The organism is Dactylosporangium roseum (assembly GCF_025264685.1).
GTDB classification, from domain to species: Bacteria; Actinomycetota; Actinomycetes; order Mycobacteriales; family Micromonosporaceae; genus Dactylosporangium; species Dactylosporangium roseum.
This window is the reverse complement of the sequence record NZ_CP073721.1, coordinates 4,485,753-4,511,157: the sequence shown is the minus strand read 5'-3', so window position 1 is coordinate 4,511,157 and position 25,405 is coordinate 4,485,753. Positions and strand designations below refer to the sequence as shown.

The window sequence follows — 25,405 nt, the reverse complement described above, 5'->3', positions numbered from 1 at the left end:
CATTCGGTACGGGCGCGGTCCACATCGGTCCGGCGGCGCGTCGTAAGGTGTCGCCGTGACGCAGCCGCCGAACGCTCCAGGCAACCCTCCGGGGCCCCGTCCGCCCGCATGGCAGGGACCGCCGCAGGTCCCGCCCGGCGGCTACCAGGTGCCGCCCGGTCCGCAGTCGCCGATCGTCAAGCGCATCCCGGAGGACCAGCCCTTCGTCGCGCGGCCCAGCGTGCTCAAGCGGCTGCTCGTCCTCGGGCCGGTCGCCCTCGTCGTCGTGCTGGCGTTCACCTGCCCGCTAGCGTTCGTCCTCACCGCCGACAGTCCCGACAGCACCAGCGGTGACATCGTGGCGGTCCTGGCGTTCGCGGGCTGCCTGCTGTTCGTCGTCTCCGGCGCCATGTCGCTCCAGGTCTTCCTGATCACCTCCGGCGGACCGGTCCTGGCCGTCGGTCCGGCCGGCCTGTGGATCAAGACCCGGCCGACCCGCGGACAGGCCATCTGGCTGCCGTGGGAGGGCATCGAGCGGATCTCCAGGCGGCGCTGGTCACTGGAGAAGATGGTCGTGGTCAAGCCGCGGGACCCGCGCGCCGACGGCAACCTCGGCGTGTTCACCGCGATCGACTCCGGCTTGCTCAAGCTGTTCTACGGCTCCGGTTTCACCGCGACGCTCAACTTCGCCGATCGGGGCGAGCACGAGATCATGGCGGCGATCGCGCGGTACAGCAACGGCCGCACGCTCATCGTCTGACCGGTGCGGCGCGCGGGCCTTCCGCCCGGCGTGACGTACATTTGTTCCTACCGCCCCACCGTCTCGCGGCTCGCGCTTTCTGGGAGCGGTCACGGCGGCGCGCCGCACCCCGCCCGCAACCGGCTTCCGACCAGCATGTCAGCGCCGGGCGGGTGTATGTGTGCGGCGACCCGCCGCTGGAGAAACCGGTCGCCGTGGGCATCACACGCGGGCAGGGTGCCACGGAAATGTCAGAGGGTGCCGCTACGCTCGCCGCAGCACAGAGTCCAGACCATGGGGAGAGCATCGAGTTGACCGCACAACCCGAGACCTTGTATGGGGCAGACGACCTCACGCTCCTCGAGGGGCTCGACGCCGTCCGCAAGCGCCCGGGCATGTACATCGGCTCGACCGACAGCCGGGGCGTCGCCCACCTGTTCACCGAGATCGTCGACAACTCCACCGACGAGGGTATCGGCGGCCACGCCACCCAGGTCGAGGTGACCCTGCACGCCGACGGCTCCGTTCAGGTCGACGACGACGGCCGAGGCATCCCGACCGGCGTCCACGCCAAGTCGGGCATGTCCGGCGTCGAGTTGGTGCTGACCCGGCTGCACGCCGGCGGCAAGTTCGGCGGTTCCGGCTACAAGACGTCCGGCGGTCTGCACGGTGTCGGCGCCTCCGCGGTCAACGCGCTGTCCACACGCTTCGACGTCACCGTCCGCAACGGCGGCAAGGTCCACCACATGTCGTTCCAGCACGGCGTGCCGGGTGAGTTCGACGGCGCCGGCGCCAACGCGAAGTTCACCCGCCGCTCCGGGCTGGTCGTCCAGGGCCGGATGAAGCGCGGCCAGTCCACCGGCACCTCGATCCGATACTGGCACGACCCCCGCTACTTCGAGAACGGTGCCGCCCTCGCCCCGGAGCTCGTGCGGGCCAAGCTGCGCAACACCGCGTTCCTGGTCCCCGGCGTGACCTATGTGCTGCGCGACGCCACCCAGGGCTCGATCACCACCGAGACGTTCCACTATCCCAACGGCCTGACCGACATGGTGGAGTTCCTCGCCCCCAGCGGCGACAAGCCGGTCTGCGGCACGTTGCTGATCAACGGCGAGGGGCGCTACAAGGAGAACGCCGCCGACGAGAACGGCGTGATGAAGGCCAACGTGGAGCGCCGCGCCGAGGTCGAGATCGCGCTGCGCTGGGGCACCGGCTACGACCGCGTCGTCGAGTGCTTCACCAACACGATCCGCAACATGCACGGCGGCACGCACCGGCGCGGCTTCGAGCGCGGCGCGCTGCGGGCCCTCGCCGAGGCCATCCGCAACACGCGCGGCCTGCTGCGGCCCAAGGAGGACCTGCCGACGATCGAGGACGTGCTGGAGGGCATGACCGCGGTCATCCACGTGCGCATCCCCGAGCCGCAGTTCACCTCCCAGACCAAGGACGAGCTGTCCACGGCGCCGGTGACCCGGGTCGTGCAGCAGATCGTCGAGCAGCAGATTAAGGCGTGGGTCGAGGCCCGCAAGACCAAGGTCGAGGCCCGCACGGTCCTGCAGAAGATCGTCGACGCGGCGCGGGTCCGGCTGACCCAGAAGCAGCAGAAGGACGCTGCCCGGCGCAAGACCGCCCTCGAGGGCGCCTCGATGCCGGCGAAGCTCGTCGACTGCCGCTCCACCGGCGTCAAGCGCAGCGAGCTGTTCATCGTCGAGGGCGACAGCGCCCTCGGCACGGCCCGTATGGCCCGCTCCTCGGAGTACCAGGCGCTGCTGCCGATCCGCGGCAAGATCCTCAACGTGCAGAAGGCCAACATCCAGCAGGTCCTGGACAACGCCGAGTGCTCCGCCATCGTCCAGGTGCTCGGCGCCGGCTCCGGCCGCACGTTCGACCTGGAGGCGATGCGCTACGGGCGGATTCTGATCATGGCCGACGCCGACGTCGACGGCTCGCACATCCGCACGCTGCTCATCACGCTGTTCGCGAAGTACATGCGCCCGGTGATCGCCGACGGCCGGCTCTACGCCGCCGTCCCGCCGCTGCACAAGATCGTCACCAAGGGGCGCAACTCCGAGACGATCTACACGTACACGCAGCAGGAGATGACCACCACGGTGACCCGGCTGGAGAAGGCCGGCAAGCAGGTCGTGACGCCCATCCCGCGGTTCAAGGGTCTCGGTGAGATGGACGCCGACGAGCTGTGGGACACCACGATGAACCCCGCGACCCGCGCCGTGCGGCGCATCACCCTCGACGACGCCGACGCCGCCGAACAGGTCCTCGAGCTGCTCATGGGTGAGCGGGTCGAGCCCCGCCGCAACTGGCTCATCGACTCCGCCACCCGGGTCGACCAAGAGACGATCGACGCCTGATTCCCTATCGGAGGGTCCGTAACCCGAGATGGCACGCAAGACCACCAAGACCGCCAAGGCCGACCTGTCCGCTTTCGATCAGGCCGGAGCCCGGGTCCTCGACAATCCGCTCGTCACCGAGGTCGAGGACTCCTATCTGGAGTACGCCTACTCGGTCATCCACTCCCGCGCCTTGCCCGACGCGCGCGACGGGCTCAAGCCGGTGCACCGCCGCATCCTCTTCTCGATGAGCGAGCAGGGCCACCGGCCCGACCGCGGCCACGTCAAGTCGTCCCGCGTCGTCGGTGACGTCATGGGTAAGTACCATCCCCACGGCGACGCCGCGATCTACGACGCCATGGTCCGCATGGCGCAGGACTTCTCGCTCAACGTCCCGCTCATCGACGGCCACGGCAACTTCGGCTCGCCCGACGACGGCCCCGCCGCCTCGCGGTACACCGAAGCGCGCATGTCCCGCGAGGCGATGCTGCTCGTCGGTGAGCTCGACGAGGGCACCGTCGACTTCCGGCCCAACTACGACGGCTCCCTCGAGGAGCCCTCCGTGCTGCCGGCGGCGTTCCCCAATCTGCTGGTCAACGGCTCGTCCGGCATCGCCGTCGGCATGGCGACCAACATGATCCCGCACAACCTCGGCGAGGTCGTCGCGGCCGCCCGCTGGCTGATCAACCACCCCACCGCGACGCTCGACAAGCTCATGGAGTTCGTCCCCGGTCCCGACCTGCCCACCGGCGGGATGCTCCTGGGCCTCGACGAGGTCCGCCGGGCGTACGAGACCGGCCGTGGCGTCGTCCGCATGCGCGGCCGCGTCGAGATCGGCCCGCTCGAGGGCAGCCGCGGCCGGCAGGCGATCACCGTCACCGAGCTGCCCTACGGCGTCGGCGCCGAGAAGGTCATCGAGAAGATCACCGACGAGGTCAACAAGACGAAGCGGCTGCAGGGCATCGCCGACGTCAAGGATCTCACCGACCGGGAGAACGGCACCCGGCTCGTCATCGAGTGCAAGGTCGGCGTCAACCCGCAGCCGCTGCTCGCCGACCTCTACCGGCTGACGCCCCTGGAGCAGTCCTTCGGCGTCAACAACCTCGTGCTCGTCGACGGCCAGCCGCAGACGCTGGGCCTCAAGGCGCTGCTCGAGGTGTTCCTCGCCCACCGGTATGAGGTGGTTACCCGGCGCACCGCGTTCCGCCGCAAGAAGCGGATGGATCGCCTGCACCTCGTCGACGGCCTCCTCATCGCGCTGCTCGACATCGACCGCGTGGTCGCGCTCATCCGCGCCAGCGAGAACGCCGCCGCCGCCAAAGCCGGCCTCATGAGCGAGTTCGGGCTGAGCGACATCCAGGCCACCTACATCCTCGACACGCCGCTGCGCCGGCTCACCCGCTACGACCGGATCGAGCTCGAGGCCGAGCAGCAGCGGCTCAACGAGGAGATCGCCGCGCTGAGCCGCATCCTCGACGACGAGAAGGTCCTCAAGAAGGTCGTCTCCGACGAGCTCGCCGCCGTCGTGAAGGAGCACGGCCAGCCGCGCCGCACCACGCTCATCGACGGCGACCTCAAGGAGGTGCTCGCCGCTTCGGTGCCGGCCGGGCCGCTCGAGGTCAACGACGACCCGTGCCAGGTGCTGTTGTCCGCGACCGGCCTCGTCGCGCGGACCGCCGCCGAGTCCGAGGAGGCGCCCGAGGGCAGCCGCAAGGCCGGGCGCGACAAGCACGACGTGGTCCGGGCCCTGGCGCACACCACGGCGCGCGGCCAGGTCCTGCTCGTCACCAGCGCCGGACGGGCGTTCAAGGTCGACGTGCTGCCGCTGCCGGTCCTGCCCGAGCACGCCGGCACGGTGTCGCTGCGCGGCGGCATGTCCACCGCCGAGCTCGTCCCGCTGGAATCCGGCGAGACCGTGGTCGGCCTGGCCCCGCTCACCGAGCGCGGCGAGGGCGCCTCGCCCGGCCTCGCGCTGGGCACCCGGCAGGGCGTGGTGAAGATCTGCCAGCCGGACTGGCCGGTCCGCGCCGACGAGTTCGAGGTCATCGGCCTGCGTGAGGGCGACGAGGTCGTCGGCGCCACGTGGCTGGCCGACGGCGCCGAGGCCCTGGTGTTCGTCACCACCGACGCGTCGCTGCTGCGGTTCCCGGCCAAGCTGGTCCGCCCGCAGGGTCTCAAGGGCGGCGGCATGGCGGGCGTCAGCCTCGCCGACGACGCCTACGTCCTGCACTTCAGCGCCGTCGACACGAAGGACACCGAGCACGGCGAGCCGATGGTCGTCACGGCGACGATGGGCAACGCCAAGATGACCCCGCTGCGCCTCTATCCGGCGAAGGGCCGAGCCACGGGCGGCGTCCGTGCCCAGCGCTTCCTCAAGGGCGAGTCCCGGCTGGTGCTGGCCTGGGTCGGCCCGCGCCCGGTGGCGTCCAGCGGCAAGGGCGAGCCCCGTGACCTGCCCGCCGTCGACCAGCGCCGCGACGGCTCCGGCGCCCAGCTCCGCGCCCCGGAGATCGTCGGCCACCTGGTCGAGCGCGGCTGACGCCTCGACCCGTCGCGCCTCGGCCCGTCCCGCCCGCCGACCGGCGGATGGGACGGGCCGCAGGTCTTGCGCCGCCGACTGCTTCGGTCCTGGCGGGCTTCGCTGCTTCCGGTGCCGACCCTGCGCTGGCCGGTTCCGGGCCAGGCCGGAGAGGTGATGCGCGAGCGGCCGGTGTGGCCGTCTCGGCCGCACTCCTCGGCCGGCGGCCGCGGGCCGGGACGCGGTTTCCGGCTGGCGTGCCCTGACTTCGGGGCGGCCCGCCGTTCCAGCCCGCTGGGCGCGGGATGGTGCGGTCCGGGCTGGGTGACTCCATGATCATGGGAAAGATGTGGCTATCGGGGCAGCCGGATCTTTCCCATGATCATGAGGTTGAGCCGCAGAGCCGCAGAGCGGCAGAGCGGCAGCGCGGCACAGCGGCAGAGCCGCAGAGCGGTGGAACGGGTGCGGGGCGGAACGCCTCGGTGATGACGCCTCCCGAGCTGGTGCAGGCCGACATGCCGACCCGGCACCCGCCACGATGCGGTGAAGAACGTCGCCGCTGCGAAGGCCTGTACCGTGCGCTCTCCGGGGCGACCCGGTGCTGGAGCGGCCGAGCGTCACCGGGCTGTCGGCCTTCGCCGGCGGCAGGTGTCGGGGCGTGGTCGTCATCTCGTCCCGTCCCGTTCACAGCCAGCCCGATCTGCGGAACAGCCGGTGGAGCGCGACGGCGCCGGCCGCCATCACCAGCAGTACCACCGCGAAACCGTAGCTCCAGTTGAGCCCGGGAATGTTGGTGAAGTTCATACCGTAGATGCCGGCGATCGCGGTCTGCAGCGCGGCGATCGCGGCCCACGCGGCGATCTTGCGCATGTCGTTGTTCTGGTCGAGGCCGACCTGCGCCAGCCGTGCCTGCAGGATCGAGTCCAGCAGTTCGTCGCACGAGCCGACGCGCTCCACGACCTGGTTGAGCCGGGCGTGGACGTCCAGGAAGTACTGCCGCAGCGCCGGCGGCACGTCGATCGCCGGTTCCGTCACCCGGCGCAGTGGCTGCTGCAACGGCAGCACCGCCCGCTTGAACTCCACCAGCTCGCGTTTGAGCTGGTAGATCTGCTGGACGTCGCAGCCGCCGACGCGCAGGAACGCGGTTTCCTCAAGCCGCTCGACGTCCTGCTCCACCTGCGTGGCCACGTCGTGGTACAGCTCCACCATGCGCTCGATGACGGCGTAGCCGACCGACCACGGCCCCTGGCCGAGCAGCGTCGGGCGCTCCTGCAGCCCGCCGCGCACGTCCGCGAGGGCGCCGGCCCCGCCGTGCCGGACGCTCACCACGAAGTGCCGGCCGATCAGCAGGGTCACGGCGCCGGTGTCGACGACCTCGGAGGTCGCCGTCAGCTCGGCGTGGTCGACGTACCGCGCGGTGCGCAGCGTCAGCACCGTCACGTCGCCGCGCCGCTCCACGGCGGGCCGCCGGTCCCTGGCGAGGGTCTGGTCGACGGCCGCCTCGTCCAGGCCGACGAGGTCGGCGACCACGGCGAGCTGCGCCCAGGTCGGCTCGAACAGCCCCAGCCAGACGAAGCCGTTGCGGCGGCGTCTGGCCGCGCCGTACGCGTCCTCGAAGGCGGGCCGGCCGGGCTGGCGCACGCCACGCACGTACAGCGCGCAGTCGACGACGGCGTCGTCGCGGTCCTGGTCGGGTGGGAGCTGCGGCAGGCGCTCGTGCGGCTGGAACTGCTGCAGCACCCGTCCGAGCAGGCGCCCGACGCGCCTGCCCACCTTCGCCTGCTCCACGCCCCGGCCCCCTCTTCGCGTCGCGCCCGGCGACACGCTACCGCGTTGATCGCCCGCGGGGTCGGCGACGTGGTGTCAGATCCGGTTCACCGGCCGCAGCCCCCGGTCCGGCCGCTCGTCGAGGAGCACGTAGAGCAGCGTGCCGAGCACGAGGAGCGTGCCGCCGAAGACCTCCCAGCCCAGGGCCACGCCGGCGATCGTCGTCACGACGCACTGCGCCACCAGGCCGGCCATGGCCGGTCCGCGGGCGGGCCGGCGGCGTATCGCGGCCAGGAGCAGCGCCGCCGCCAGCGCGGCGAGCAGCACGCCGAGCCCCACCGCGGCCACCCGGATCGCGGCCTGCGCATGGGACGGGTCGGTGCCGTTGAGCGACATCGAGTACGCGTCGACGACGCCGCCGAGCACGAACAGGAGGCTGGCGACGACCAGGCCTTCCACCAGGATTCCGGCCGCCGCGACGACCAGTGCCACCCTTCGCATCCGGTCAAGTTACTCCCGGGTAGCGAACGGTTCAAGGGGCTTCGATGCGTCCGGGACGCTCGGCGTCACCGCGAAGGTGGCCAGGACACCGCGATCGCCGTGTCCTGACCCGGCCCGCGCCGGGCGGGGGTGAAGCCGGCCGCGCCCGGCGCGTCGGGATCACGACACATGCGGGCGATCGCGGTCCGCGGCCGTATAAGCCTGCCGGGAACACACATACCCGGGAGGCACACCATGACGGACGCAGCGGGACCACCGCAGGCCGCGAAACGCCGGTCGCCCATCGGCGTGATCATTCTGGTGGTGGTCGCCGTGGCGGTCATCGCGGGAATCTGGTACGCGAACCGCGACCAGGCGATGAACGCCAAGGCCGGCGACTGCCTGCAGCAGACCGGCAAGGACGAGCTGAAGATCGTGGACTGCGCGAGCGCCGACGCCCAGTACACGGTGCTGGGCAAGGTCGGCGGCAAGGAGCGGATCGAGTCGACCGTCTCCGTCACCAAGGTCTGCGACCAGTGGCCCGAGACCACCGCCACCTTCTGGCAGGGCAAGGAGGGCGAGAAGGGCGACGTCCTCTGCCTCAAGGCCACGAAGTAACGGCCCGGGGCACCAGTTCAGATCGACCGCATGCACCACACGGCCTTGCCGTCGGCGGTCGGGCGGGTGCCCCACCGGTCGCACAGCGACGACACCAACTGCAGGCCCCGGCCGTGCTCGTCGTCCGGGGTCGGGCGCTGCTTGCGCGGCAGGTACGGTGCGGTGTCGTGCAGCTCCAGCACCACGTGCGTCGTCGCGCGGCGCAGCCGTAGCTGGATCGGCGGCCGGCCGTGCAGCACGGCGTTGGCGGCCAGCTCGCTCACGATCAGCACCAGGTCGTCGACCACCCGCGGCGGCGCCGACCAGCGGCGCAGCGTGGTGTCGACGAGCCTGCGCGCGTCGCGGACCGCGCTCTCCCGGGCCGGCATGTGCTGGATGACCGACTGCTCGTCGCCCGGCTCGCCGACGACGCGGGTGAGCAGCAGCGTGATGTCGTCGTCCGGGCCGTCGGGCAGCAGCCGTGACACCAGGCGGTCCGGGACGTCGGCGAGCGGCCCGGTGATCTCGCCGACCAGCGCCGCGAGCGCGAAGATGCCGCTGTCGAGGTCCCGGTCGCGGTGCTCGACGAGACCGTCGGTGTAGAGCGTCAGCAGCGCGCCGACCGGCAGCTCCACCCGCTCCTCGGCGAGCGTGAGCGGGCCGGTGCCCAGCGGCGGGCCCGACGCCGTCAGCGGGCGCGGTGCGGCGCCCGGCAGCAGCAGCAGGGGCGGCAGGTGACCGGCGTTGGCGTACGTCAGGCTGCGCTCGCCCGGGTCGTAGACCGCGTACACGCAGGTGACGATCTGGTCCTCGCGCAGGTCCCGGACGACCCCGTCGAGGTACTCGAGCACGTCGGCGGGCGGCAGGTCCAGCCGGGCGTACGCGCGGATCGCCGCCCGGAGCTGGCCCATGACGGCGGCCGCCGGCACCCCGCGGCCCATGACGTCGCCCATCACCAGGGCCGTGCGGTCGGCGCCGAGCTCGATCACGTCGTACCAGTCGCCGCCGACCTGCGTGCCGGCCACGCCCGGCCGGTAGTAGGCGGCCAGGTCGAGGTGCTCGGGGCGGATCGTCACCGGCGGCATGAGGCTGCGCTGCAACTGGTCGGCGATGCGGTGCTCCCGGGCCGCGGCCTCCTGCGCCGCGGCCGCCGTGGCGAGCGCCTGCTCGGTCCTGCGCTGCTCGGTGACGTCCTGGTTGGAGCCGCGCAGCCGGACCGGTTCGCCGGCGGCGCCGCGCTCCAGCTCGCCGATCGTGTGGAACACCCGCAGCGTGCCGTCGGGCATCGCGACGCGGGCCTCGTAGTCCAGCGGCTCGCCGCGGACCGCCGCCGCCAGCGCGGCCTCCACGCGGGGCCGGTCGTCCGGGTGCACGCGCCGGTTGATGCCGATCAGGTCCCGCTCGTCGAGCAACTGCTCGGCGGTCACCGCGAGCTGGCGCAGGAACTCGCCGGAGCCGTGCACGGCGCCGGTGGTCAGGTCGATCTCCCAGCTACCGACGGCCGCGAGGCGCTGCGCCTGGTCGAGCAGCTCCTGGCTGCGCTGCAGCTCGTCGCGGGTCCGGCGGAGCCGGTCGAACTCCAGGTTGGCCCGCACCCGGGCGCGCAGCTCGCGCGGCGAGAACGGTTTGACGAGGTAGTCGTCGGCGCCGGCGTCGAGGCCCTCGACGGTCGCCTCGTCACCGGCCCGCGCCGAGAGCATGATGACCGGCAGGTGCCCGCCGACCTCGTCCGCGCGCAGCGCGGCGACCAGGTCGAAGCCGTCGAGGTCGGGCATCATGACGTCGGTGACGACCAGTTCCGGCGGGTTCGCCCGGCACATCGCCAGCGCCTCCGCGCCGTCGGTCGCCTCCACCACCCGGTAGTCGGCATCCAGGGCGCGGCGGATGTAGTCGCGCATGTCCGCGTTGTCGTCGACGACCAGCACCCGCGGCGCGGCCCGGGGCGGACGCGGCGGTGCCGGCGCGGGTCGCGGCGCCTCGACCCAGCGGTCGACCTCGGTCAGGTAGCCACGCTCATGCGGTACCACCGCCGCATCCGTGGCCGGCGCGAGCTGCTCCGGCGGCAGATGGTCGCTCCCGAAGGGGATGCGGACGGTGAACGTGCTGCCCGCGTCGGGTGCGCTGCGCACCGCGACCGTCCCGCCGTGCAGCGCGGCGAGCTCCGCGACGAGCGCGAGCCCGATCCCGGAGCCCTCGTGGGTGCGGGACCGGGTCCCCATGATCCGGTGGAACCGGTCGAACAGCGCGCCCTGGTCGGCGGGGTCGATGCCGACGCCGGTGTCGGTGACGCTCAGCTCGGCCGCGTCCCCGGCCGCGGCAAGGCGCACGGTGATCGAACCGGCGAAGGTGAACTTCAACGCGTTGGACAGCAGGTTGAGCGTGATCTTCGTCCACATCTCGCGGTCGGCGTGGACCGGCTGCGGCAGCGGCGGGCAGTCGACGACCAGGGCGAGCCCGATCCGCTCCGCCGCGGGGGCGAACATGGCGGCGAGTTCCGCGGTGGCGCGGGCGAGGTCGAGCGGCTCGAACCGGGCCTCCAACCGCCCGGACTCGAGGCGCGAGAAGTCCAGCAGCGTGTTGACCAGCTTGAGCAGCCGTTCGGCGTTGCGGTGCACGACCTCCAGACGCGCCCGCTGAACCGGTGGCAGCGGCGACGCCCGGTCGCCCAGCGCGTCCTCGGTGGGGCCGAGCAGCAGTGTGAGCGGCGTGCGGAACTCGTGGCTGACGTTGGTGAAGAACGCCGTCTTGGCCCGGTCGAGCTCGGCGAGCGACTCGGCGCGGTGCCGCTCGGCCTCGTAGGCGCGCGCCGTCGTCAGCCGGGCCGCGATCTGGCCGGCGAGCAGGTCGATGAAGCCGGAGTAGGCGGCGTCGAAGGGACGGTACCGGTTCAGGCCGACGGCGAGGAACCCGTACGGCCGGCCGCCGCCGGGCCTCGCGAGCGGCACCAGGCGGACCTCGGCCGGCGGCTCGGGCCACACCCCGGCCGGCAGCCCGGTCAGCCCGCCCAGCGTCAGCGGGACGCCGCGGGCCAGCTCCGCGAGCGGCCAGCGCGGCCCACCCGCCGGGTCGAGGATCGGGTGGCCGGCCGGGACGCCGGTGCTGGACACCAGCCGCGGGGTCTCGTCGTCCTCGAACAGGTGGATCAGCGTGAACGGCAGGTCGTCGGCGCGGCCGCCGAGGTGCCGGGCGGCGGTCGCGAACACCTCCGCGTCGCTGATGCCGGCGGGCTCCGCGCCGAAGTCGGAGCCCAAGTCCCGCAGCGTCGCCATCCGCCGCTCGCCGATGACCCGGTCGGTGTCCTCGCTGACCACGCAGAGCATGCCCGCGATCGCGCCGGCGTCGTCGGTGAGGGGGCTGTAGGAGAAGGTGTGGTACGTCTCCTCGGTGTAGCCGCTGCGCCCGAGGAAGAGCCGCAGCGCCTCGTCCCACGTCGCGACCCCGGTGTCGATGACCGTGCGGATGCGGGGGCCGATCTCGGGCCAGATCTCCGCCCACACGTCGGCGGCCGGGCGGCCGAGCGCCCAGGGGTACTTCTTGCCGAGCGTGTCGCGGCGGTAGGCGTCGTTGCAGAAGAACGTCAGCTCCGGCCCCCACGCCATCCACATGGAGAACCGGGAGCCGAGCAGAATGCGCACGACCGAGCGCAGGCTCTGCGGCCAGCCGGCGGGCGGGCCCAGCGGGGTCGCTGCCCAGTCGACCGCGGCGAGATCGCGGCTGACCTCCGTGTCCCCGAAGAACGGGTCGGGGGTCGGGTCAGCCATGCACCCAGCCTACGCACTACCGCTGTCCCGCACAGGACCGTGACGGCCGGCGGATGTCCACTCCGGACGGTTGCGGTCCCGGTCGAGGCGGTGCCCTATCGTTGCAGTCATGCTCGTCGATGGCTATCCGGCAACCGCGCTCGTCGGTGGCGCCGTGGGCGTGGATGCGGACGGCCGGGGTTCGCCATCCGTGGCGCGCCTGCCCCCGTCGACATCAGCCGCACCACCGATGGCGAACCGGCGCTCACCGGACATTCCCGGTATCGATCGTATATGATTGTGGCGGGCACCTGCCCATGTCAAGAGCGGAATCCGCACGTGCAACCTGAGCCCTCCAAGCACGAGCTCGCCTATCGCGAGATCCGTGGGCGCATCATCGACGGCCGATGCGGTCCCGGGCACCGGCTGGTGCTCAGCAGCCTGGCCCGCGAGCTCGACGTCAGCCCCGTGCCGGTGCGTGAGGCGATCCGGCGGCTCGAGGCCGAGGGTCTCGTCCACTTCGAGCGCAACGTCGGCGCCCGGGTGGCGACCCTGCAGGACGAGGAGTGGGAGCGACTCGTCGAGATGCTGGCGCTGCTGGACGGCTACGCGTTCGCCGCGGCGGCGCCGCGCGTCACCGCGGAGCGGATCGCCGAGGCCCGGGCGCTGAACGCCGAGCTGCGCGCCGGTGCCACGGTCCAGCCGCTCGACCACGGCCGGATCATGGCACTGCACCGGCGGTTCCACCGCACGCTCTACGGGTGCTGCGGCAATCGCTACATGATCGAGGCGCTCGACGGCATGTGGGTCCGGATCGCCGCCTCGCGGGTCCTGGCCTCGCTGTATCCGGCGGTGCGGTTGCCGGCCGCGGTCGACGAGCACGACGCGCTGATCGACCTGCTGGAGTCCGACGCGCACGACGCGGCGAAACTGGAGACGGCGGCGCGGGAGCACAACCTCAACGCGATCCGGGCGATCCGCGGCCGGGTGGGCGACTGACACCTGGACGTAAGAAGACCGGCATCCACGGGGGAAGACGCCGGTCTCACGTTCAACTATACGACGCCGAGCCGTATCTCGCCAGAGGGTAGTTCCGCCATCACACCGTCACCGAGCAGGCTCCCCGGCCGGTTCGGTGTTCACGATGTGCGGCACTTGCAGCGGTACGGCCCGGATCGCCCCCTCATGCGCGGCGACGACGACGGCGGGCTCGTCGATGGTGCTGTCGCTCGGCGGCGCGGTGGTTGTTCCCGCGTTGATCGCTGTTTCCGTGCGGAGTGCGCCTCCCGCGCCGACCACTGCTCCGGCGTTGATCAGCGCTTCCTCGTTGATCGGTATCTCCGGCACCGCGGTCGTGTGCTTCGCCGTCGCTGTCAGCAGACCGGCGACGAGCGCGCCGATGACCAGGCCGTCGATCCAGTAGTGGTTGGCGGTCCCCACGACCACGATCGTGGTCAGCAGGGGGTGAACCGCCCACAGCCAGCGCCAGCGGCTGCGGGTCGCGACGATCAGCCCGGCCGCGACGACGATCGCCCAGCCCACGTGCAGTGACGGCATCGCCGCGTACTGGTTGCTCAGCGTGTCGGTCTGCGGCGGCCCGTACACCGACGGACCGTAGGCCGCGGCCGTGTCGACCAGGCCGAGCCCGCCGAGCATCCGCGGCGGGGCGAGCGGAAACGCGAAGTGGATGACCAGACCCATCGCCGTGAGCCAGGCGAGCATCCTGCGGAACCGCACGTAATGCTCGGGTCGGAAGAAGTACATGAACAGCAGGAATGCCACGGTCGCCGGGAAGTGCACCACGGCGTAGTAGATGTTGGCGGCGCGGATCAGGCCGTCGCTGCCGAGCAGGAGTTGCTGGAAGCCGGCCTCGTCGGGCAGGCGCAGCGCCCGCTCGACGTGCCAGACCAGGCCGGCGTTGGCGAAGGCGTCGCTCACCCGCCCGTCGACGAGGAGCCGTCCCGCCTTGTACGCCAGGAACAGCCCGACCACCAGGAGCAGCTCCGTCCACGCACGTGGGCGTCGTCTGGCAGTGCCGTGCCGTTCATCGAGTCCCGCCCCCGTATTCACGATCAGAACGTACCTGATGTTGCCAAACAGGCAAGATTGCTGATTGGGAAGCCTTTGCGAGTCGTCCGTCACTCGAGCGGTACGATAGTTTATGCTTCAATAAAACCCCCCATTGCCAACCAAGGAGCACGATGAGCAGCCGAGCCGATCTCGCGATCGCCGCCCTCCGCAAGGGCCACGACGACCTGACCGCGCTGGTCCGCGGCCTCACACCCGAGCGGCTGACCAGCCCGTCCGCCGCGGCCGAGTGGGACGTTTCGCAGGTCGTCAGCCACCTGGGCAGCGGCGCCGAGATCAACCTCGAGGCGGTGCGGGCCTCGCTCGAAGGCCGTCCGGCACCGCGGTTCGAGTTCAACCAGGGCGTCTGGGCCCGCTGGGACGGGATGACCGCGCAGGAGCGGCAGGCGGCGTTCCCCGTGGCGAACGAGCGCCTCGTCGAGGCGTACGAGTCGCTCGACCCCGCTCAGCGCGCGTCGCACCGCGTCGACGTCGGCTTCCTGCCCGAGCCCGTCGACGTCGCCACCTCGGCCTTGCTGCGGCTCACCGAGTTCGGCTTCCACGACTGGGACATCCGGGTCGCGTTCGACCCGTCGGCGACCCTCGCCCCGGAGGCCGCGGAACTGATGGCCGACCGCGTCGGGTCGATGTTCGGCTGGGTCGCGAAGCCGGAGCGTCTCCAGGGCCGCGCCGGTCACCTGCTGCTGACGCTCACCGACCGGGACGAGCGCCTGGGCCTGCGGATCGCCGACCAGGTCGAGCTCACCGGCCCGCCGGCCACCGCGGACGGCGAACTGTCGCTGCCGCTGGAGGCGTGGCTTCGGCTGGTCGCCGGCCGGCTCGCCCCGAAGCACACGCCCGGCTCGGTCAAGGTGACGGGCGACCTGTCCCTGGACGACCTCCGGACGATATTCCCCGGCTTCTGACGGCCGGCCGACCCTGTTCCCCTGCGCGTTCCGTCACCGCCGGTCGCGTCAGGGCTCGACGGGCCGGCGCAGCGAGTAGGTGACCGCGTGCAGGCGGTGCGGCTGGCCGATGATCATCGCGGCGCGATCGTACGCCTGCCAGCCCTCGGCGCCGGCGCGGTTGAGGTGCCGCAGGTCGTTGAACCGCTCGTCGGTGCCCCAGCGCTGGACTCCGCCGGGGTGGTGGAACACCGCGTCCCAGTCCTCGAACTTGTCCGTGCCGAGCGTGCCCGCCGCACGGTACTCCAGTCTCGCGTACTCCCATTGCGTCACGCGATACATCATGCCGGACATCGAGCGACGTTACCGGACAGGGTGCGGCGGCCGTGGTCGGCCGGTGACGTAGCGTTGAGGGCGTGGAACGTGATCGGGACGAGGCTGGCCGGGCCCGGAACGCGCGGCCCCGCGACGGGCTCGGCCGCCCGCTGCCGCGCGGCGCCGAAGGGGTGCCGACGATGCCGGACGACCTGAGTGTCACCCCCGCTGAGGCCCTTGAGCAGGCGCAGCGGCTCCTCGACGAGGATCGGCCGTTCCACGCTCACGAGGTGCTCGAAGCGGCGTGGAAGGCTGCGCCGGACATCGAACGCGAACTGTGGCGAGGCCTGGCGCAACTCGCGGTCGGGCTGACCCACGCCCGGCGCGGCAACCCCGCGGGCGCGCGACGCCTGCTCCAGCGGGCGGGGGAGCGGATCGCGCAGTACCGCGCCGACCCGCCGCACGACATCGACGTCGACGGCCTGGTGGCCTTCTGCGCCGGTGGTGCGGGCGCGCCCAGGCTCAGGCGGTCACGCGCCTGAACCATGGCCGGGCGTCCGGCGCCATGCCGCTCGACTTCATGATCATGGGAAAGATGTGGCTGCCCCGATAGCCAGATCTTTCCCATGATCATGAAGTCGGCCGGGGCCAGCGGCGATCATGAGGGACCAGACGGTGCGTCACCATCCCGTAGCGCGACACCCGGGGTTGACGGACGACCGCACGGCACCGCGACGCGGCCTGGACCTTGCCCTTTCTCCAGTCAACGGGTCAGCACGCCGCCGACTCCGGGCGTCCCGTCACACTGCCGGTTCGGGGACCTCGCGTCACCGCCGCTCGTCGACCACCCTGCGCATCTTGCCGGCCGAGCGCTCGACGCCGCCCGGATCCAGCACCCGCACCTCCACGGTGACGCCGATCGTGCTCTTCACCGTGGCGCCGAGTGCGGTACCGGCGTCGAGCGCCACGCTTTCCGGCGTTCCCGGGCGGCGCTCGGCCAGTACCGTCAGCGTGTCCAAACGGTCGCGACGGGAGAGCACGCACTGGAAATGGGGCGCCAGCGCCGGAATCCGCAGGAGAATCTCCTCGATCTGGGTCGGGAACACATTCACGCCGCGCACGATCATCATGTCGTCGCTACGGCCGGTGACCTTCTCCATCCGGCGCATCGTGCGGGCGGTGCCGGGCAGCAGCCTGGTCAGGTCGCCGGTGCGGTACCGGATCACCGGCATCGCCTCCTTGGTGAGCGAGGTGAACACCAGTTCACCGGGCTCGCCGTCGGGCACCGGAACGCCCGTGACCGGGTCGACCACCTCCGGATAGCAGTGGTCCTCCCAGACGTGCAGGCCGTCCTTGGTCTCCACGCACTCGTTCGCGACGCCGGGCCCCATCACCTCGGACAGCCCGTAGATGTCAACGGCGTGCATGTCGAGCCGCGACTCGATCTCGGCCCGCATGTCGTTCGTCCACGGCTCGGCGCCGAGGATACCGACCTGGAGCGCGCTCTCCCGCGGGTCGAGACCCTGCCGCGCCATCTCGTCGACGATCGCGAGCAGGTACGACGGCGTGACCATGATGATGTCCGGCCGGAAGTCGCGGATCAGCATGACCTGCCGCTCGGTCATGCCACCGGACACCGGCACCACGGTGCAGCCGAGTCGCTCCGCGCCGTAGTGGGCGCCGAGGCCGCCCGTGAACAGGCCGTACCCGTACGCGACGTGCACGATGTCGCCGGGCCGGCCGCCGGAGGCGCGGATGGAGCGCGCCATCAGGTCGGCCCAGGTGTCGATGTCCCGCCGCGTGTAGCCGACGACGGTGGGTTTTCCGGTGGTACCGGACGAGGCGTGGACGCGCACGACGCGTTCCCGGGCAACGGCGAACATGCCGAAGGGGTACTGGTGTCGGAGGTCGTCCTTCGTCGTGAACGGGAACTTGGCCAGGTCGGCGAGGTCCCGGCAGTCGTCCGGGTGCGCCCCGGCGGCGTCGAACGCCTGCCGGTAGTGCGGCACGTTCCGGTAGGCGTGTGCCAGGCTCCACTTCAGGCGGTCGAGTTGGAGGGCGGCCAACTCGTCGCGGGACGCGGTCTCGATCGGCTCCAGGCCGGCGGGGTCAACGGTGACGTCGCGCACCCTTGCATCCTGCACCCGCGGCTCGGAATGCGCGTGCCGGGCGAGGTGCTGACGTCGAGTGCACCCTCGGCGGTCACCACGCCGTGTCCGCCGACCGTCGAGATCGAAACGGCATGTTCCCGCCGGGGTGAACCGACTGCGAACATCGCGGTATGACCGGAGCGTCACTCGGCGTGGACTGTGGGGCGGGCTGGCCTCAGGGCGCTACTGTGGCCTGACCAGGGTTCGGGAGGGTGCATGAGCTTACCGGGGGATGACGATCAGGCGGTGCCGATTGAGATCCTGCTCGTGGAGGACGACCCGGGCGACGTGCTCATCACCCGGGAGGCCTTCGCCGATCACAAGGTCCGCAACCGGATCACCGTGTGCACCGACGGTGCCGACGCGCTGCGATTCCTGCACCGCCGGCCGCCGCACGCCGGCGCGGTGCGGCCCGACATCATTCTCCTCGATCTCAACCTGCCCGGCATCGACGGCCGGGACGTCCTCGAGGCGATCCACGCCGACCCGTCGCTGAGCCGCATCCCCGTGGTGATCCTGACCAGCTCGAACGCGGAAGAGGACTTCCTGCGCGGCATCGAGCTGCGCGTGGACACGTACATCCGCAAGCCCGTCGACTTCGCGAGCCTGATCCACGTCGTCCGCCGGATCGAGGCCTTCTATATCAGCGTGGAGCGGGCCGTCAGCTCGATGTAGCGTCGGCCGCCGATTCCTGCCCTTGATCATGTAAGGCCGCGCAGCTCAGCCGTGCGGCCGTCTGTCCACCCGGTGCCGCGCTACGAGACGGTGACGCACGGTCGCGGTCGCCGCTGGCAGCGGGACGGCGCGTTCCGGCCCGGGCGACTCCGTAATCACGGGAAAGATCTGGCTGTCGGGGCAGCCGCGTCTTTCCCATGATCATGAGATCGAGCGGCATGGCGGCGGGTCGCGCCGGAATGTGGCCGGCCGCGGAAACGGGGTTGCCGGCGAGCTCCGTCCGAGACCGCGGATCCACCTCGGGGCAGGCGGCCCCTGGACAGCGATCGAGCGTGCCGCCTGCCCGGCGATCATCGGTCGCGCGCCAGGGCTTCGCGCGGGTGTCGGCGTCGTCGACCGATTTGTGGATGCCGTTCGTTCGCGGGGCGTGGGCGCGGCAGCCAGGACCAGCCGGGCGATCGTGTCCGAGCCGCGCCGCAGTGCGACGATGGTGCTCATGCGCCTGCTCGCCGGCCTCGCCGGATCCGATCTTCCCGCCGCCGTCGCCGTCGCCGGTCATGCCCTGTCCGCCGAGGCGCTGCTGGGCGCGGCGACCGCGGTCGCCGACGACGTGCACGGTGCCGCGGCGGTGGCCGTCGATGCCACGCCGACGCTCGAGACGGTGGTCGCGGTGACCGGGGCGTTGCTGTCCGGCGCGGCGGTCGTGCCGGTCCCGGCCGACGCCGGCCCCGCGGAGCGTGACCACATCCTGCGTGACTCCGGCGCCGCGCTGGTCCTGGGCCGCGACGTGCCGGTCGACGTCCGGCGCCGGTCGGCGACAGCCTACCCCCCGCCCGTCGCGGACGACCCGGCGCTCGTCATGTACACCAGCGGCACCACCGGCGCGCCCAAGGGTGTCGTGCTCACCCACGCCGCCGTCGAGGCCGGTGTCGACGCCGTCGCCGAGGCGTGGGACTGGACCGCCGGCGATCGGCTCGTGCACGGCCTGCCACTGTTCCACGTCCACGGTCTCGTCCTCGGCGTGCTCGGCGCACTGCGCCGCGGGTCACCGTTGGTCCACACCGGACGGCCCCACCCGGCGCGGTACGCGGCTGCCGGCGGCACACTCTACTTCGGCGTGCCGACCGTCTGGTCCCGGGTCTGCGCCGAGCCCGCCGCCGCCCGCGCGCTGCGCCGCGCCCGGCTGCTCGTCTCCGGCAGCGCGCCGCTGCCCGTGCCCGTGTTCGAGCGGCTGTCGGCGCTCAGCGGGCACCGCCCCGTCGAGCGGTACGGCATGACGGAGACGCTCATCACCGTCAGCAGCCGCGCCGACGGCGAGCGCCGCCCCGGCCACGTCGGCGTCCCGGTGCGGGGTGTGCGGACCCGGCTGACCCGTGACGACGGCACCGAACCGCCCGCGGACGGCGAGACGATCGGCGAACTGTGGGTCAGCGGGCCGATGCTGCTGCGGCGATACCACGGCAGCGCCGAGCCGCCGACCGACCACGGCTGGTTCCGCACCGGCGACCTGGCGACGATCGGGCCCGACGGCTGGCACCGCATCGTCGGCCGTGCCTCGACCGACCTCATCAAATGCGGCGGCTTCCGCATCGGCGCCGGCGAGGTCGAGGACGCGCTGCTCGCCCACCCGGCGGTCCGCGAGGCCGCGGTCGTCGGCGCGCCGGACGCCGACCTCGGCGAGGCCGTCACCGCGTTCGTGGTCGCCGACGGTGTCGGCGAGCGCGACCTCATCGACTTCGTCGCCGGGCACCTCTCCGTGCACAAGCGGCCTCGCAGCGTGCACTTCGTCGACTCCCTGCCGCGGAACGCGATGGGCAAGGTACAAAAGAAGCGGCTTATGCTGTAGAGCGGTTGGCCTGACGGTGGGTGGGTGGTGCGCGGTGGAGACGGGCAGGATTCTGCGGTTCGACGAGGTGCGGGGCTACGGGTTCATCGCCCCCGACGCGGGCGGTGAGGACGTGTTCGTCCATGCCAACGACTTCGGCGACCAGCGCCATCTGGCGCACCCCGGCCTGCGCGTCGAATACGAGGTCGAGGAGGGCGAGCGCGGCCTGAAGGTCGCGACGGTCCGCCTCCTCGACGCCCCCGCCACGCCGCTGCGCCGCGAGCACCCACGCACCGTCTCGGCCACGTCGGAGGACGACGGCCTCTGCGACGTGCTGTCGTCCCGCGAGTTCTCCGCCGAGGTCACGGAGCTGCTCATCCAGCACGTGCCGTCACTGACCGGCAGCCAGATCGCCCAGGCCCGGCAGCACCTGGTGGCCTTCGCGCGCACGCACGGCTGGGTAGAGAGCTGAGCCGCCGAGCGTCGTCCCGGCCACGGTCCGGGTGACCGGCGAGCGCCTCGACAAGGTGATGGACGACCTGGTCACCGTCCCGGGCTGACCGGCCTCCGCCGAGGTCGGCCCGAAGGGTGCAGGGCTCAGCGCAGGACGCGGCGCGGTATGGTCGGGGACGGCGTCGAGCAGGGTCGCGATCCGGGCGCCGCGCATCGGGCTGCGGTCGATCACCAGCCTGCCGCTCGCCGACTCGGCCACCCTGCGCACGATGTCGAGACCCGGACCCGTCGAGCCGGCACCGCTCGCGCCGTGGCGCAGGGCGCGCCGGGTCCGCGATGCCCGGGCCGGCACCGACCTCTGGCGGCGCGCTCCGGCCGGGCGACTCCATGATCATGGGAAAGATGTGGCTGCCCCGATAGCCAGATCTTTCCCATGATCTGGAGTCGCCCGGGCCGGAACGCGCCGTCCTGGGGCCAGCGGCGATCATGAGCGACAGGCAGTGCCCGCACGACTGTGCGTCACCGTCCCGTAGCGGAACGCCGGGGTTGGCAGACGACCGCACGGCTTCACTTCGCGGCCTTGGATCGGGGCAGCCACATCCTTCCCATGATCTGTGAACCCGGGCGGCATCGCGGTGGATTGCGGCGGCCGCGCCACCAACGAGACCGCCGCCATCGGCGCCCTCGCCGTCGGGACGACACTCATCATCCGCGCCGCCGGAATCGACCTGTCGGTCGGCGCCGTCGCCGTGCTGGTGTAGGTGCTGCCGGCGAAGCCCGCCGGTGGCGATGGCGTGCCGGGTGTGCGGGTGCGGACTGTCGTCGTCGGGGGCCGGCGGGACCGTGCTGGTGTGGGTGCTGCCGGCGAAGCCCGCCGGTGGCGATGGCGTGCCGGGTGTGCGGTCGTCGTCGGCGGCCGGCGGGACCGTCCTCGCGGAATCCCCGGCCGCCGGGCCCTCCGGCCGTGCCGGTCCCCGCGCGGGTCGCGCGGGGACCGGCCGCGGTCACACCCGCTGGTCGACGAGATCGCCGCTGGACAGTACCGACCGCAGCCGGGACAGGTCGATGCCGTTGTCCCGCACCCGCTGCACCACGTCGGCGGCGCTCGCCGCCCGCAGGTCCTCCTCACGGGTGTCCAGCAGGGTGCTGAGCCGTTGCAGGCGCTGCTCAGCCTCGTCGTCCTCGGCCGCCGCGGCGCCGACGGCGTCCGGCACCGGCCTGCCGGTCCTGATCGCCGCGGCCAGGTCGGCCTGCGAGACGCCCCGCTGCCGGGCGATGTCGCCGAGACTCCTGCCTCCCTCCCGCTCGTTCCTCGACGCCGCCGGATCCCGGGCGTCGTCCGCCTGGTCCGGCCGCAAGGGCGTCCACTGGGCGCCGTACACGCCCGGGACCCCGCTGATGCCGCTGATCGTCACGTGTGCTCCGTCCGTCGTGCTCCATCCGTGGTGCTCCGCCACGGGCCGGTCGGCCCGATGGACCTGAATTCGGCCGCCGGCCGCCCCGGACGAGTATTTGCCGGTCCCGCCCGGCGCGTTCTTGTCAGCCGGGCGGGCAAATCTTGTGTCCGTGCTCGGCTGGAGCCGGCGGGCCGCGGCCTCGAACGGGTCCGCGGTCGCGGTGGCGCCGGCCGGTGGTGTGGCCGCCGGACCTTCTGGAGTCGGGTCGGCGGGCGCCGCCGCCCAGAACGCGGTGATGCTCCGGGCGGTGATTGCCGCCGGGTTTGCAGAATGACCGACGCCGATCGGTGCATGCGAGGAAGTCGCGGTCGGACGGGTCGTACTGGATGTCGTGCCCGTCGATCGGTACAGATCCCGCGGCAGTCCGGCCCCGCCACCGTGCGCATCGTTTCACGGTTGCCGCGGACCGTCGGCGAGGTGAACGGCTCGGCGGAGAAATAGGCGATTCTCGGTCCCGGCGGCGTGTGCGTCGCGCCGTCGTCCACAGCCTCGGCCGGGCGGCGGGTCGGCCGGGACGTGTCGAGCCGCCCGACGGGAGGCGGCGCCCCGGCCGGGTGTCGAGCATGCCCGGTCATCGTAATTGAACAGCCGCAATTCGTAACTGGCGGGAAATCGGCGGAATGCGCGATACTGTTCGCCAGTCGGATTGCGCGGACGTAACCTCCGGGAAGGACGGCCGACCATGGCCAAGCGGGTCATTCAAGAACTGATCGACGACCTGGACGGCAAACCCGCCGACGGGAGTGTGACGTTCGGCCTCGACGGTGTGCAGTATTCGATCGACCTGTCGAAGAAGAACGCCGAGAAACTGCGCGCCGCGCTCAAGCCCTACATTTCCGCGGGGACCAAGGTGGGCCGCGGCATGACCGGCGGGGCCCGCGGCGCCGCCGGCCGGCCACGCGGCAGCCGCGGCGACCGGGACCAGAACCGCGCGATCCGGGAGTGGGCCGTGGGCGCCGGCTACCAGGTCTCCGAGCGGGGCCGCATCAAGCAGGAGATCGTCGACCAGTTCCACGCGGCCAACGGCCGGTAGCCTCCGTCAGTGGGCGCCCGCCGGGACGAGCTCGGCGTCGACCACCTCGAGGGCGGTCAGCCGGCTCGGCCGTACCACCGTGAACAACACCGCCGTCGCGGTGAGCATGCCGCCGGCGACGACGATCCCCATCGCCGCGGCGCCGGTGCCGACCAGCCCGACGAGCGGGGCCGCGGCCGCGCCGACGCCGAACTGCACGGCGCCCAGCAGTGCCGCCGCGGTGCCGGCCGCCTCGCCGTGGCGGGACATCGCCAGGGCCGGCGCGTTCGGCATGGCGAGCCCGGCCGAGGCCAGCACCGCCCACAGCGCCGCCAGCACGGCCGGCAGCCCGCCGAGGCCGGTCGCGGCGACCACGACCAGCGCGAGCCCGGCGGCCGAGCCGGTCATCAGGGCGGTCACGAGGATCCGCTGGGGGCTGTAGCGGCGCAGCAGCCGCACGTTGAGCTGGGTGGCCGTGATCAGGCCGACCGCGCCGGCGCCGAAGACCAGGCCGAACTGTGATTCGCTCAGCCCGTACTGCTCCTGGAAGACGAACGACGAACCGGACACGTAGGCGAACAGCGCCGCCATCGCGAGGCCGGCCACGAGCACCAGGCCGACGAACGTACGGTCGCGGAGCAGGCTGCCGTAGACCTTCAGCGTGCCGCCCGAGCGGCGGTGCCGCACCGGCAGCGTCTCGGGGAGCGCGAACAGGGCGACCAGGCTCAGCAGTACGCCCGCCACCGCCAGCGCGACGAAGACCCCGCGCCAGTCGGTCCAGCGCAGCACGCCGCTGCCCAGCGTCGGCGCGAGGATCGGCGCCGCGCCCATCACCAGCATCAGCCGCGAGAACAGGCTCGCGAACGCCGAGCCCCTGAACAGGTCCCGGACGACGGCCATCGCCACGACCGACGACGCGGCGACGCCGAGGCCCTGGAGGACCCGCAGACCGCCGAGCACCGCGACGTCCGGCGCGAACACGCACGCGACCGACGCGAGGACGTGCAGGACCAGACCCGCCAGCAGCGGCTTGCGCCGCCCGACGGCGTCGGAGAACGGGCCGATGGCTAGCTGTCCGAGCGCGAGACCCACCAGCGTCCCGGTCAGGGTGAGCTGCACCGCCGCCGGCGTGGTCGTCAGGCTCTCGGTGATGCTCGGCAGCGCCGGGAGGTACATGTCGATGGTCAGCGGGCCGATCGCGATGAGCGAGCCGAGGACGAGCACGAGCCGGAGGCGCTGCCGGCGGGTCATGAGATCGCCGGGCATCGGTGTTTGGGTCACACCGGCCATCAAGGAGGAACACCGGCGGGCGCATTCCCGGTCGTGACCCGGATGCGTCCAAGGTCACATCCGGGTCGCCGGTTTTGTTCAGCTTTCCCGGTCCCTGGCCGACGTCGTGGTGGTGGACCTTGTCGCGGTACTGATCGTGCGGGACGAGGCCGGCGTCCTGCCCGGTTGTCTGGCCTCGCTGCGCGGCGCGGTCGACGCCGTCCACGTGCACGACACCGGGTCCGCCGACGGGACCGTGGCCGTGGCCCGGTCGTACGGCGCGACGGTCAGCACCGCGCCGTGGCCGTCCGACTTCGCCGCCGCGCGGAACGCGGCGCTCGACCGTTCGGGCGCGAAGGACTGGGTGCTCAGCATCGACGCGGACGAGCGGCTCGTCGCCGACCCCGCGCGGCTGCGGGCCCTGCTGGCGTCGTCCTCCCCGGCGTTCGCGGTCGACGTCGACAACCGGCACGACGAGCTGCCGTACACGCACCGGCCCGTCCGGCTCTTCCGCCCCGCCGAGCTGCGCTGGTCCGGGCGGGTCCACGAGCGGCTCGTCCCCGACACCGCCCGGCCGGCCGCCCCGCGGGACGTCGTGCACCTCGTGCACCTCGGGTACCTCGACGCGCCGACCCGCAAGCAGAAGGCGCTGCGCAACGCCGAGCTGGCCCGCGCGGCGCTGGCGGCGGCCCCGGACGACGCCGGGAGCCTGCTGGACCTCGGTCGCAGCCTCGTCGGCGCCGGGCGGCTCCAGGACGCGGTCGGCGCGTTCGAGCGGCTGCGCGAGGTCGCGCCCGGCACCCGGCACTGGGTCCTCGGCACGGACGCGCTGGCCCGGCTGCTGCTCGGCGCCGGGATGGACGACGCCGTGGTGGTCCTCGTCCGGCAGTTGCGCGGCGCGGGCGTCGAGGGGCAGTACTGCGACTGGCTCGAGGCGCAGGCCCTGGCGCAGCTCGGGCACGTGGACACGGCGTGGCGGATGCTGCGCGGGGTGCGGGACGTGGTCGACCCGGCCGGCCGCCGGCACTCGCCCGCGCATCTCGCCGAACTCAAGCGGCTGCTGGGTTCGCTCGTCGGGGATCCGCTCTTCGCGCCTCGGTGAGCATGGC

22 protein-coding genes are annotated in these 25,405 nt (G+C 72.3%); 14 read left to right on the top strand and 8 right to left on the bottom strand.

Features of this window, described 5'->3' with window-relative positions; all coding sequences use genetic code 11:
* The first annotated feature begins 55 nt into the window (after window positions 1–55).
* The 3 genes from Drose_RS21120 (at window position 56) to Drose_RS21110 (ending at window position 5,605) form a co-directional block, all read left to right on the top strand.
* On the top strand, window positions 56–739 hold the full coding sequence (locus Drose_RS21120; RefSeq protein WP_260723016.1) for a hypothetical protein: 684 nt from the start codon (window positions 56–58) through the stop codon (window positions 737–739).
* A gap of 227 nt (window positions 740–966) precedes the next feature.
* A complete protein-coding gene (locus tag Drose_RS21115; protein WP_260723015.1) occupies window positions 967–3,087 on the top strand; it encodes a DNA gyrase/topoisomerase IV subunit B in 2,121 nt (706 codons plus the stop codon).
* Window positions 3,088–3,115: 28 nt separating this feature from the next.
* Window positions 3,116–5,605: a DNA gyrase/topoisomerase IV subunit A gene (locus Drose_RS21110; protein ID WP_260723014.1), complete on the top strand. Its 2,490-nt coding sequence runs from the start codon at window positions 3,116–3,118 to the stop codon at window positions 5,603–5,605.
* 663 nt (window positions 5,606–6,268) lie between these two features.
* Here the strand turns inward: Drose_RS21110 and Drose_RS21105 are convergent.
* Window positions 6,269–7,372 (bottom strand): magnesium and cobalt transport protein CorA, encoded by a 1,104-nt coding sequence (locus tag Drose_RS21105; protein ID WP_260723013.1) that lies wholly within the window; start codon window positions 7,370–7,372, stop codon window positions 6,269–6,271.
* Between the two features lie 75 nt (window positions 7,373–7,447).
* A complete protein-coding gene (locus Drose_RS21100; protein WP_260723012.1) occupies window positions 7,448–7,852 on the bottom strand; it encodes a hypothetical protein in 405 nt (134 codons plus the stop codon).
* Between the two features lie 234 nt (window positions 7,853–8,086).
* On the opposite strand from Drose_RS21100, the gene Drose_RS21095 reads away from it, so the two are divergent.
* On the top strand, window positions 8,087–8,449 hold the full coding sequence (locus Drose_RS21095; RefSeq protein ID WP_260723011.1) for an LppU/SCO3897 family protein: 363 nt from the start codon (window positions 8,087–8,089) through the stop codon (window positions 8,447–8,449).
* A gap of 17 nt (window positions 8,450–8,466) precedes the next feature.
* On the opposite strand, the gene Drose_RS21090 is transcribed toward Drose_RS21095, so the two are convergent.
* Window positions 8,467–12,189: a SpoIIE family protein phosphatase gene (locus Drose_RS21090; RefSeq protein ID WP_260723010.1), complete on the bottom strand. Its 3,723-nt coding sequence runs from the start codon at window positions 12,187–12,189 to the stop codon at window positions 8,467–8,469.
* A 109-nt stretch (window positions 12,190–12,298) separates the two neighbouring features.
* Between Drose_RS21090 and Drose_RS21085 the strand changes: the two genes are divergently transcribed.
* Both Drose_RS21085 and Drose_RS21080 read left to right on the top strand, forming a co-directional pair.
* Window positions 12,299–12,466, top strand: coding sequence for a hypothetical protein (locus tag Drose_RS21085; RefSeq protein WP_260723009.1), 168 nt, complete (start codon window positions 12,299–12,301; stop codon window positions 12,464–12,466).
* A 41-nt stretch (window positions 12,467–12,507) separates the two neighbouring features.
* On the top strand, window positions 12,508–13,167 hold the full coding sequence (locus tag Drose_RS21080) for a GntR family transcriptional regulator (protein ID WP_260723008.1): 660 nt from the start codon (window positions 12,508–12,510) through the stop codon (window positions 13,165–13,167).
* A gap of 108 nt (window positions 13,168–13,275) precedes the next feature.
* Here Drose_RS21080 and Drose_RS21075 read toward each other — a convergent pair whose 3' ends face one another.
* The gene (locus tag Drose_RS21075; RefSeq protein ID WP_260723007.1) at window positions 13,276–14,238 is read right to left on the bottom strand and encodes a phosphatase PAP2 family protein; all 963 of its coding nucleotides are present in this window, start codon (window positions 14,236–14,238) and stop codon (window positions 13,276–13,278) included.
* A gap of 131 nt (window positions 14,239–14,369) precedes the next feature.
* Here Drose_RS21075 and Drose_RS21070 point away from each other — a divergent pair, with 131 nt between their 5' ends.
* Window positions 14,370–15,161 (top strand): maleylpyruvate isomerase family mycothiol-dependent enzyme, encoded by a 792-nt coding sequence (locus Drose_RS21070; RefSeq protein ID WP_260723006.1) that lies wholly within the window; start codon window positions 14,370–14,372, stop codon window positions 15,159–15,161.
* 48 nt (window positions 15,162–15,209) lie between these two features.
* On the opposite strand, the gene Drose_RS21065 is transcribed toward Drose_RS21070, so the two are convergent.
* Window positions 15,210–15,473, bottom strand: coding sequence for a hypothetical protein (locus tag Drose_RS21065; protein ID WP_259856062.1), 264 nt, complete (start codon window positions 15,471–15,473; stop codon window positions 15,210–15,212).
* An 83-nt stretch (window positions 15,474–15,556) separates the two neighbouring features.
* Between Drose_RS21065 and Drose_RS21060 the strand changes: the two genes are divergently transcribed.
* On the top strand, window positions 15,557–15,997 hold the full coding sequence (locus Drose_RS21060; protein WP_260723005.1) for a DUF309 domain-containing protein: 441 nt from the start codon (window positions 15,557–15,559) through the stop codon (window positions 15,995–15,997).
* A 285-nt stretch (window positions 15,998–16,282) separates the two neighbouring features.
* Here Drose_RS21060 and paaK read toward each other — a convergent pair whose 3' ends face one another.
* Complete coding sequence (gene paaK, locus Drose_RS21055) at window positions 16,283–17,584, bottom strand: phenylacetate--CoA ligase PaaK (protein WP_260723004.1); 1,302 nt, start codon at window positions 17,582–17,584, stop codon at window positions 16,283–16,285.
* A 267-nt stretch (window positions 17,585–17,851) separates the two neighbouring features.
* Between paaK and Drose_RS21050 the strand changes: the two genes are divergently transcribed.
* From Drose_RS21050 to Drose_RS21030, 4 genes are all read left to right on the top strand, one after another.
* Complete coding sequence (locus Drose_RS21050; protein ID WP_260723003.1) at window positions 17,852–18,280, top strand: response regulator; 429 nt, start codon at window positions 17,852–17,854, stop codon at window positions 18,278–18,280.
* Between the two features lie 496 nt (window positions 18,281–18,776).
* A complete protein-coding gene (locus Drose_RS21045) occupies window positions 18,777–20,126 on the top strand; it encodes an acyl-CoA synthetase (RefSeq protein WP_260729773.1) in 1,350 nt (449 codons plus the stop codon).
* A 34-nt stretch (window positions 20,127–20,160) separates the two neighbouring features.
* Complete coding sequence (locus Drose_RS21040) at window positions 20,161–20,577, top strand: cold-shock protein (protein ID WP_260723002.1); 417 nt, start codon at window positions 20,161–20,163, stop codon at window positions 20,575–20,577.
* Between the two features lie 595 nt (window positions 20,578–21,172).
* On the top strand, window positions 21,173–21,319 hold the full coding sequence (locus Drose_RS21030; protein ID WP_260723001.1) for a hypothetical protein: 147 nt from the start codon (window positions 21,173–21,175) through the stop codon (window positions 21,317–21,319).
* A 243-nt stretch (window positions 21,320–21,562) separates the two neighbouring features.
* Here Drose_RS21030 and Drose_RS21025 read toward each other — a convergent pair whose 3' ends face one another.
* Window positions 21,563–21,973, bottom strand: a complete 411-nt coding sequence (locus tag Drose_RS21025) for a hypothetical protein (RefSeq protein ID WP_260723000.1) — start codon at window positions 21,971–21,973, stop codon at window positions 21,563–21,565.
* Window positions 21,974–22,697: 724 nt separating this feature from the next.
* Here Drose_RS21025 and Drose_RS21020 point away from each other — a divergent pair.
* A complete protein-coding gene (locus Drose_RS21020) occupies window positions 22,698–23,048 on the top strand; it encodes a histone-like nucleoid-structuring protein Lsr2 (protein WP_260722999.1) in 351 nt (116 codons plus the stop codon).
* A gap of 6 nt (window positions 23,049–23,054) precedes the next feature.
* On the opposite strand, the gene Drose_RS21015 is transcribed toward Drose_RS21020, so the two are convergent.
* The gene (locus tag Drose_RS21015; RefSeq protein ID WP_390891215.1) at window positions 23,055–24,308 is read right to left on the bottom strand and encodes a multidrug effflux MFS transporter; all 1,254 of its coding nucleotides are present in this window, start codon (window positions 24,306–24,308) and stop codon (window positions 23,055–23,057) included.
* Window positions 24,309–24,429: 121 nt separating this feature from the next.
* Between Drose_RS21015 and Drose_RS21010 the strand changes: the two genes are divergently transcribed.
* A complete protein-coding gene (locus Drose_RS21010) occupies window positions 24,430–25,398 on the top strand; it encodes a glycosyltransferase family 2 protein (RefSeq protein WP_260722998.1) in 969 nt (322 codons plus the stop codon).
* Window positions 25,399–25,405 lie beyond the last annotated feature (7 nt).

Excerpts from the sequence above, each read along its gene's own strand:
- Drose_RS21115 (WP_260723015.1), top strand. The coding sequence starts at position 967 with ATGTCAGAGGGTGCCGCTACGCTCGCCGCAGCACAGAGTCCAGACCAT.
- Drose_RS21070 (WP_260723006.1), top strand. The coding sequence starts at position 14,370 with ATGAGCAGCCGAGCCGATCTCGCGATCGCCGCCCTCCGCAAGGGCCAC.
- Drose_RS21110 (WP_260723014.1), top strand. The coding sequence starts at position 3,116 with ATGGCACGCAAGACCACCAAGACCGCCAAGGCCGACCTGTCCGCTTTC.
- Drose_RS21095 (WP_260723011.1), top strand. The coding sequence starts at position 8,087 with ATGACGGACGCAGCGGGACCACCGCAGGCCGCGAAACGCCGGTCGCCC.
- Drose_RS21045 (WP_260729773.1), top strand. The coding sequence starts at position 18,777 with ATGCGCCTGCTCGCCGGCCTCGCCGGATCCGATCTTCCCGCCGCCGTC.
- Drose_RS21100 (WP_260723012.1), bottom strand. The coding sequence starts at position 7,852 with ATGCGAAGGGTGGCACTGGTCGTCGCGGCGGCCGGAATCCTGGTGGAA.
- Drose_RS21085 (WP_260723009.1), top strand. The coding sequence starts at position 12,299 with ATGCTCGTCGATGGCTATCCGGCAACCGCGCTCGTCGGTGGCGCCGTG.
- Drose_RS21020 (WP_260722999.1), top strand. The coding sequence starts at position 22,698 with ATGGCCAAGCGGGTCATTCAAGAACTGATCGACGACCTGGACGGCAAA.
- Drose_RS21090 (WP_260723010.1), bottom strand. The coding sequence starts at position 12,189 with ATGGCTGACCCGACCCCCGACCCGTTCTTCGGGGACACGGAGGTCAGC.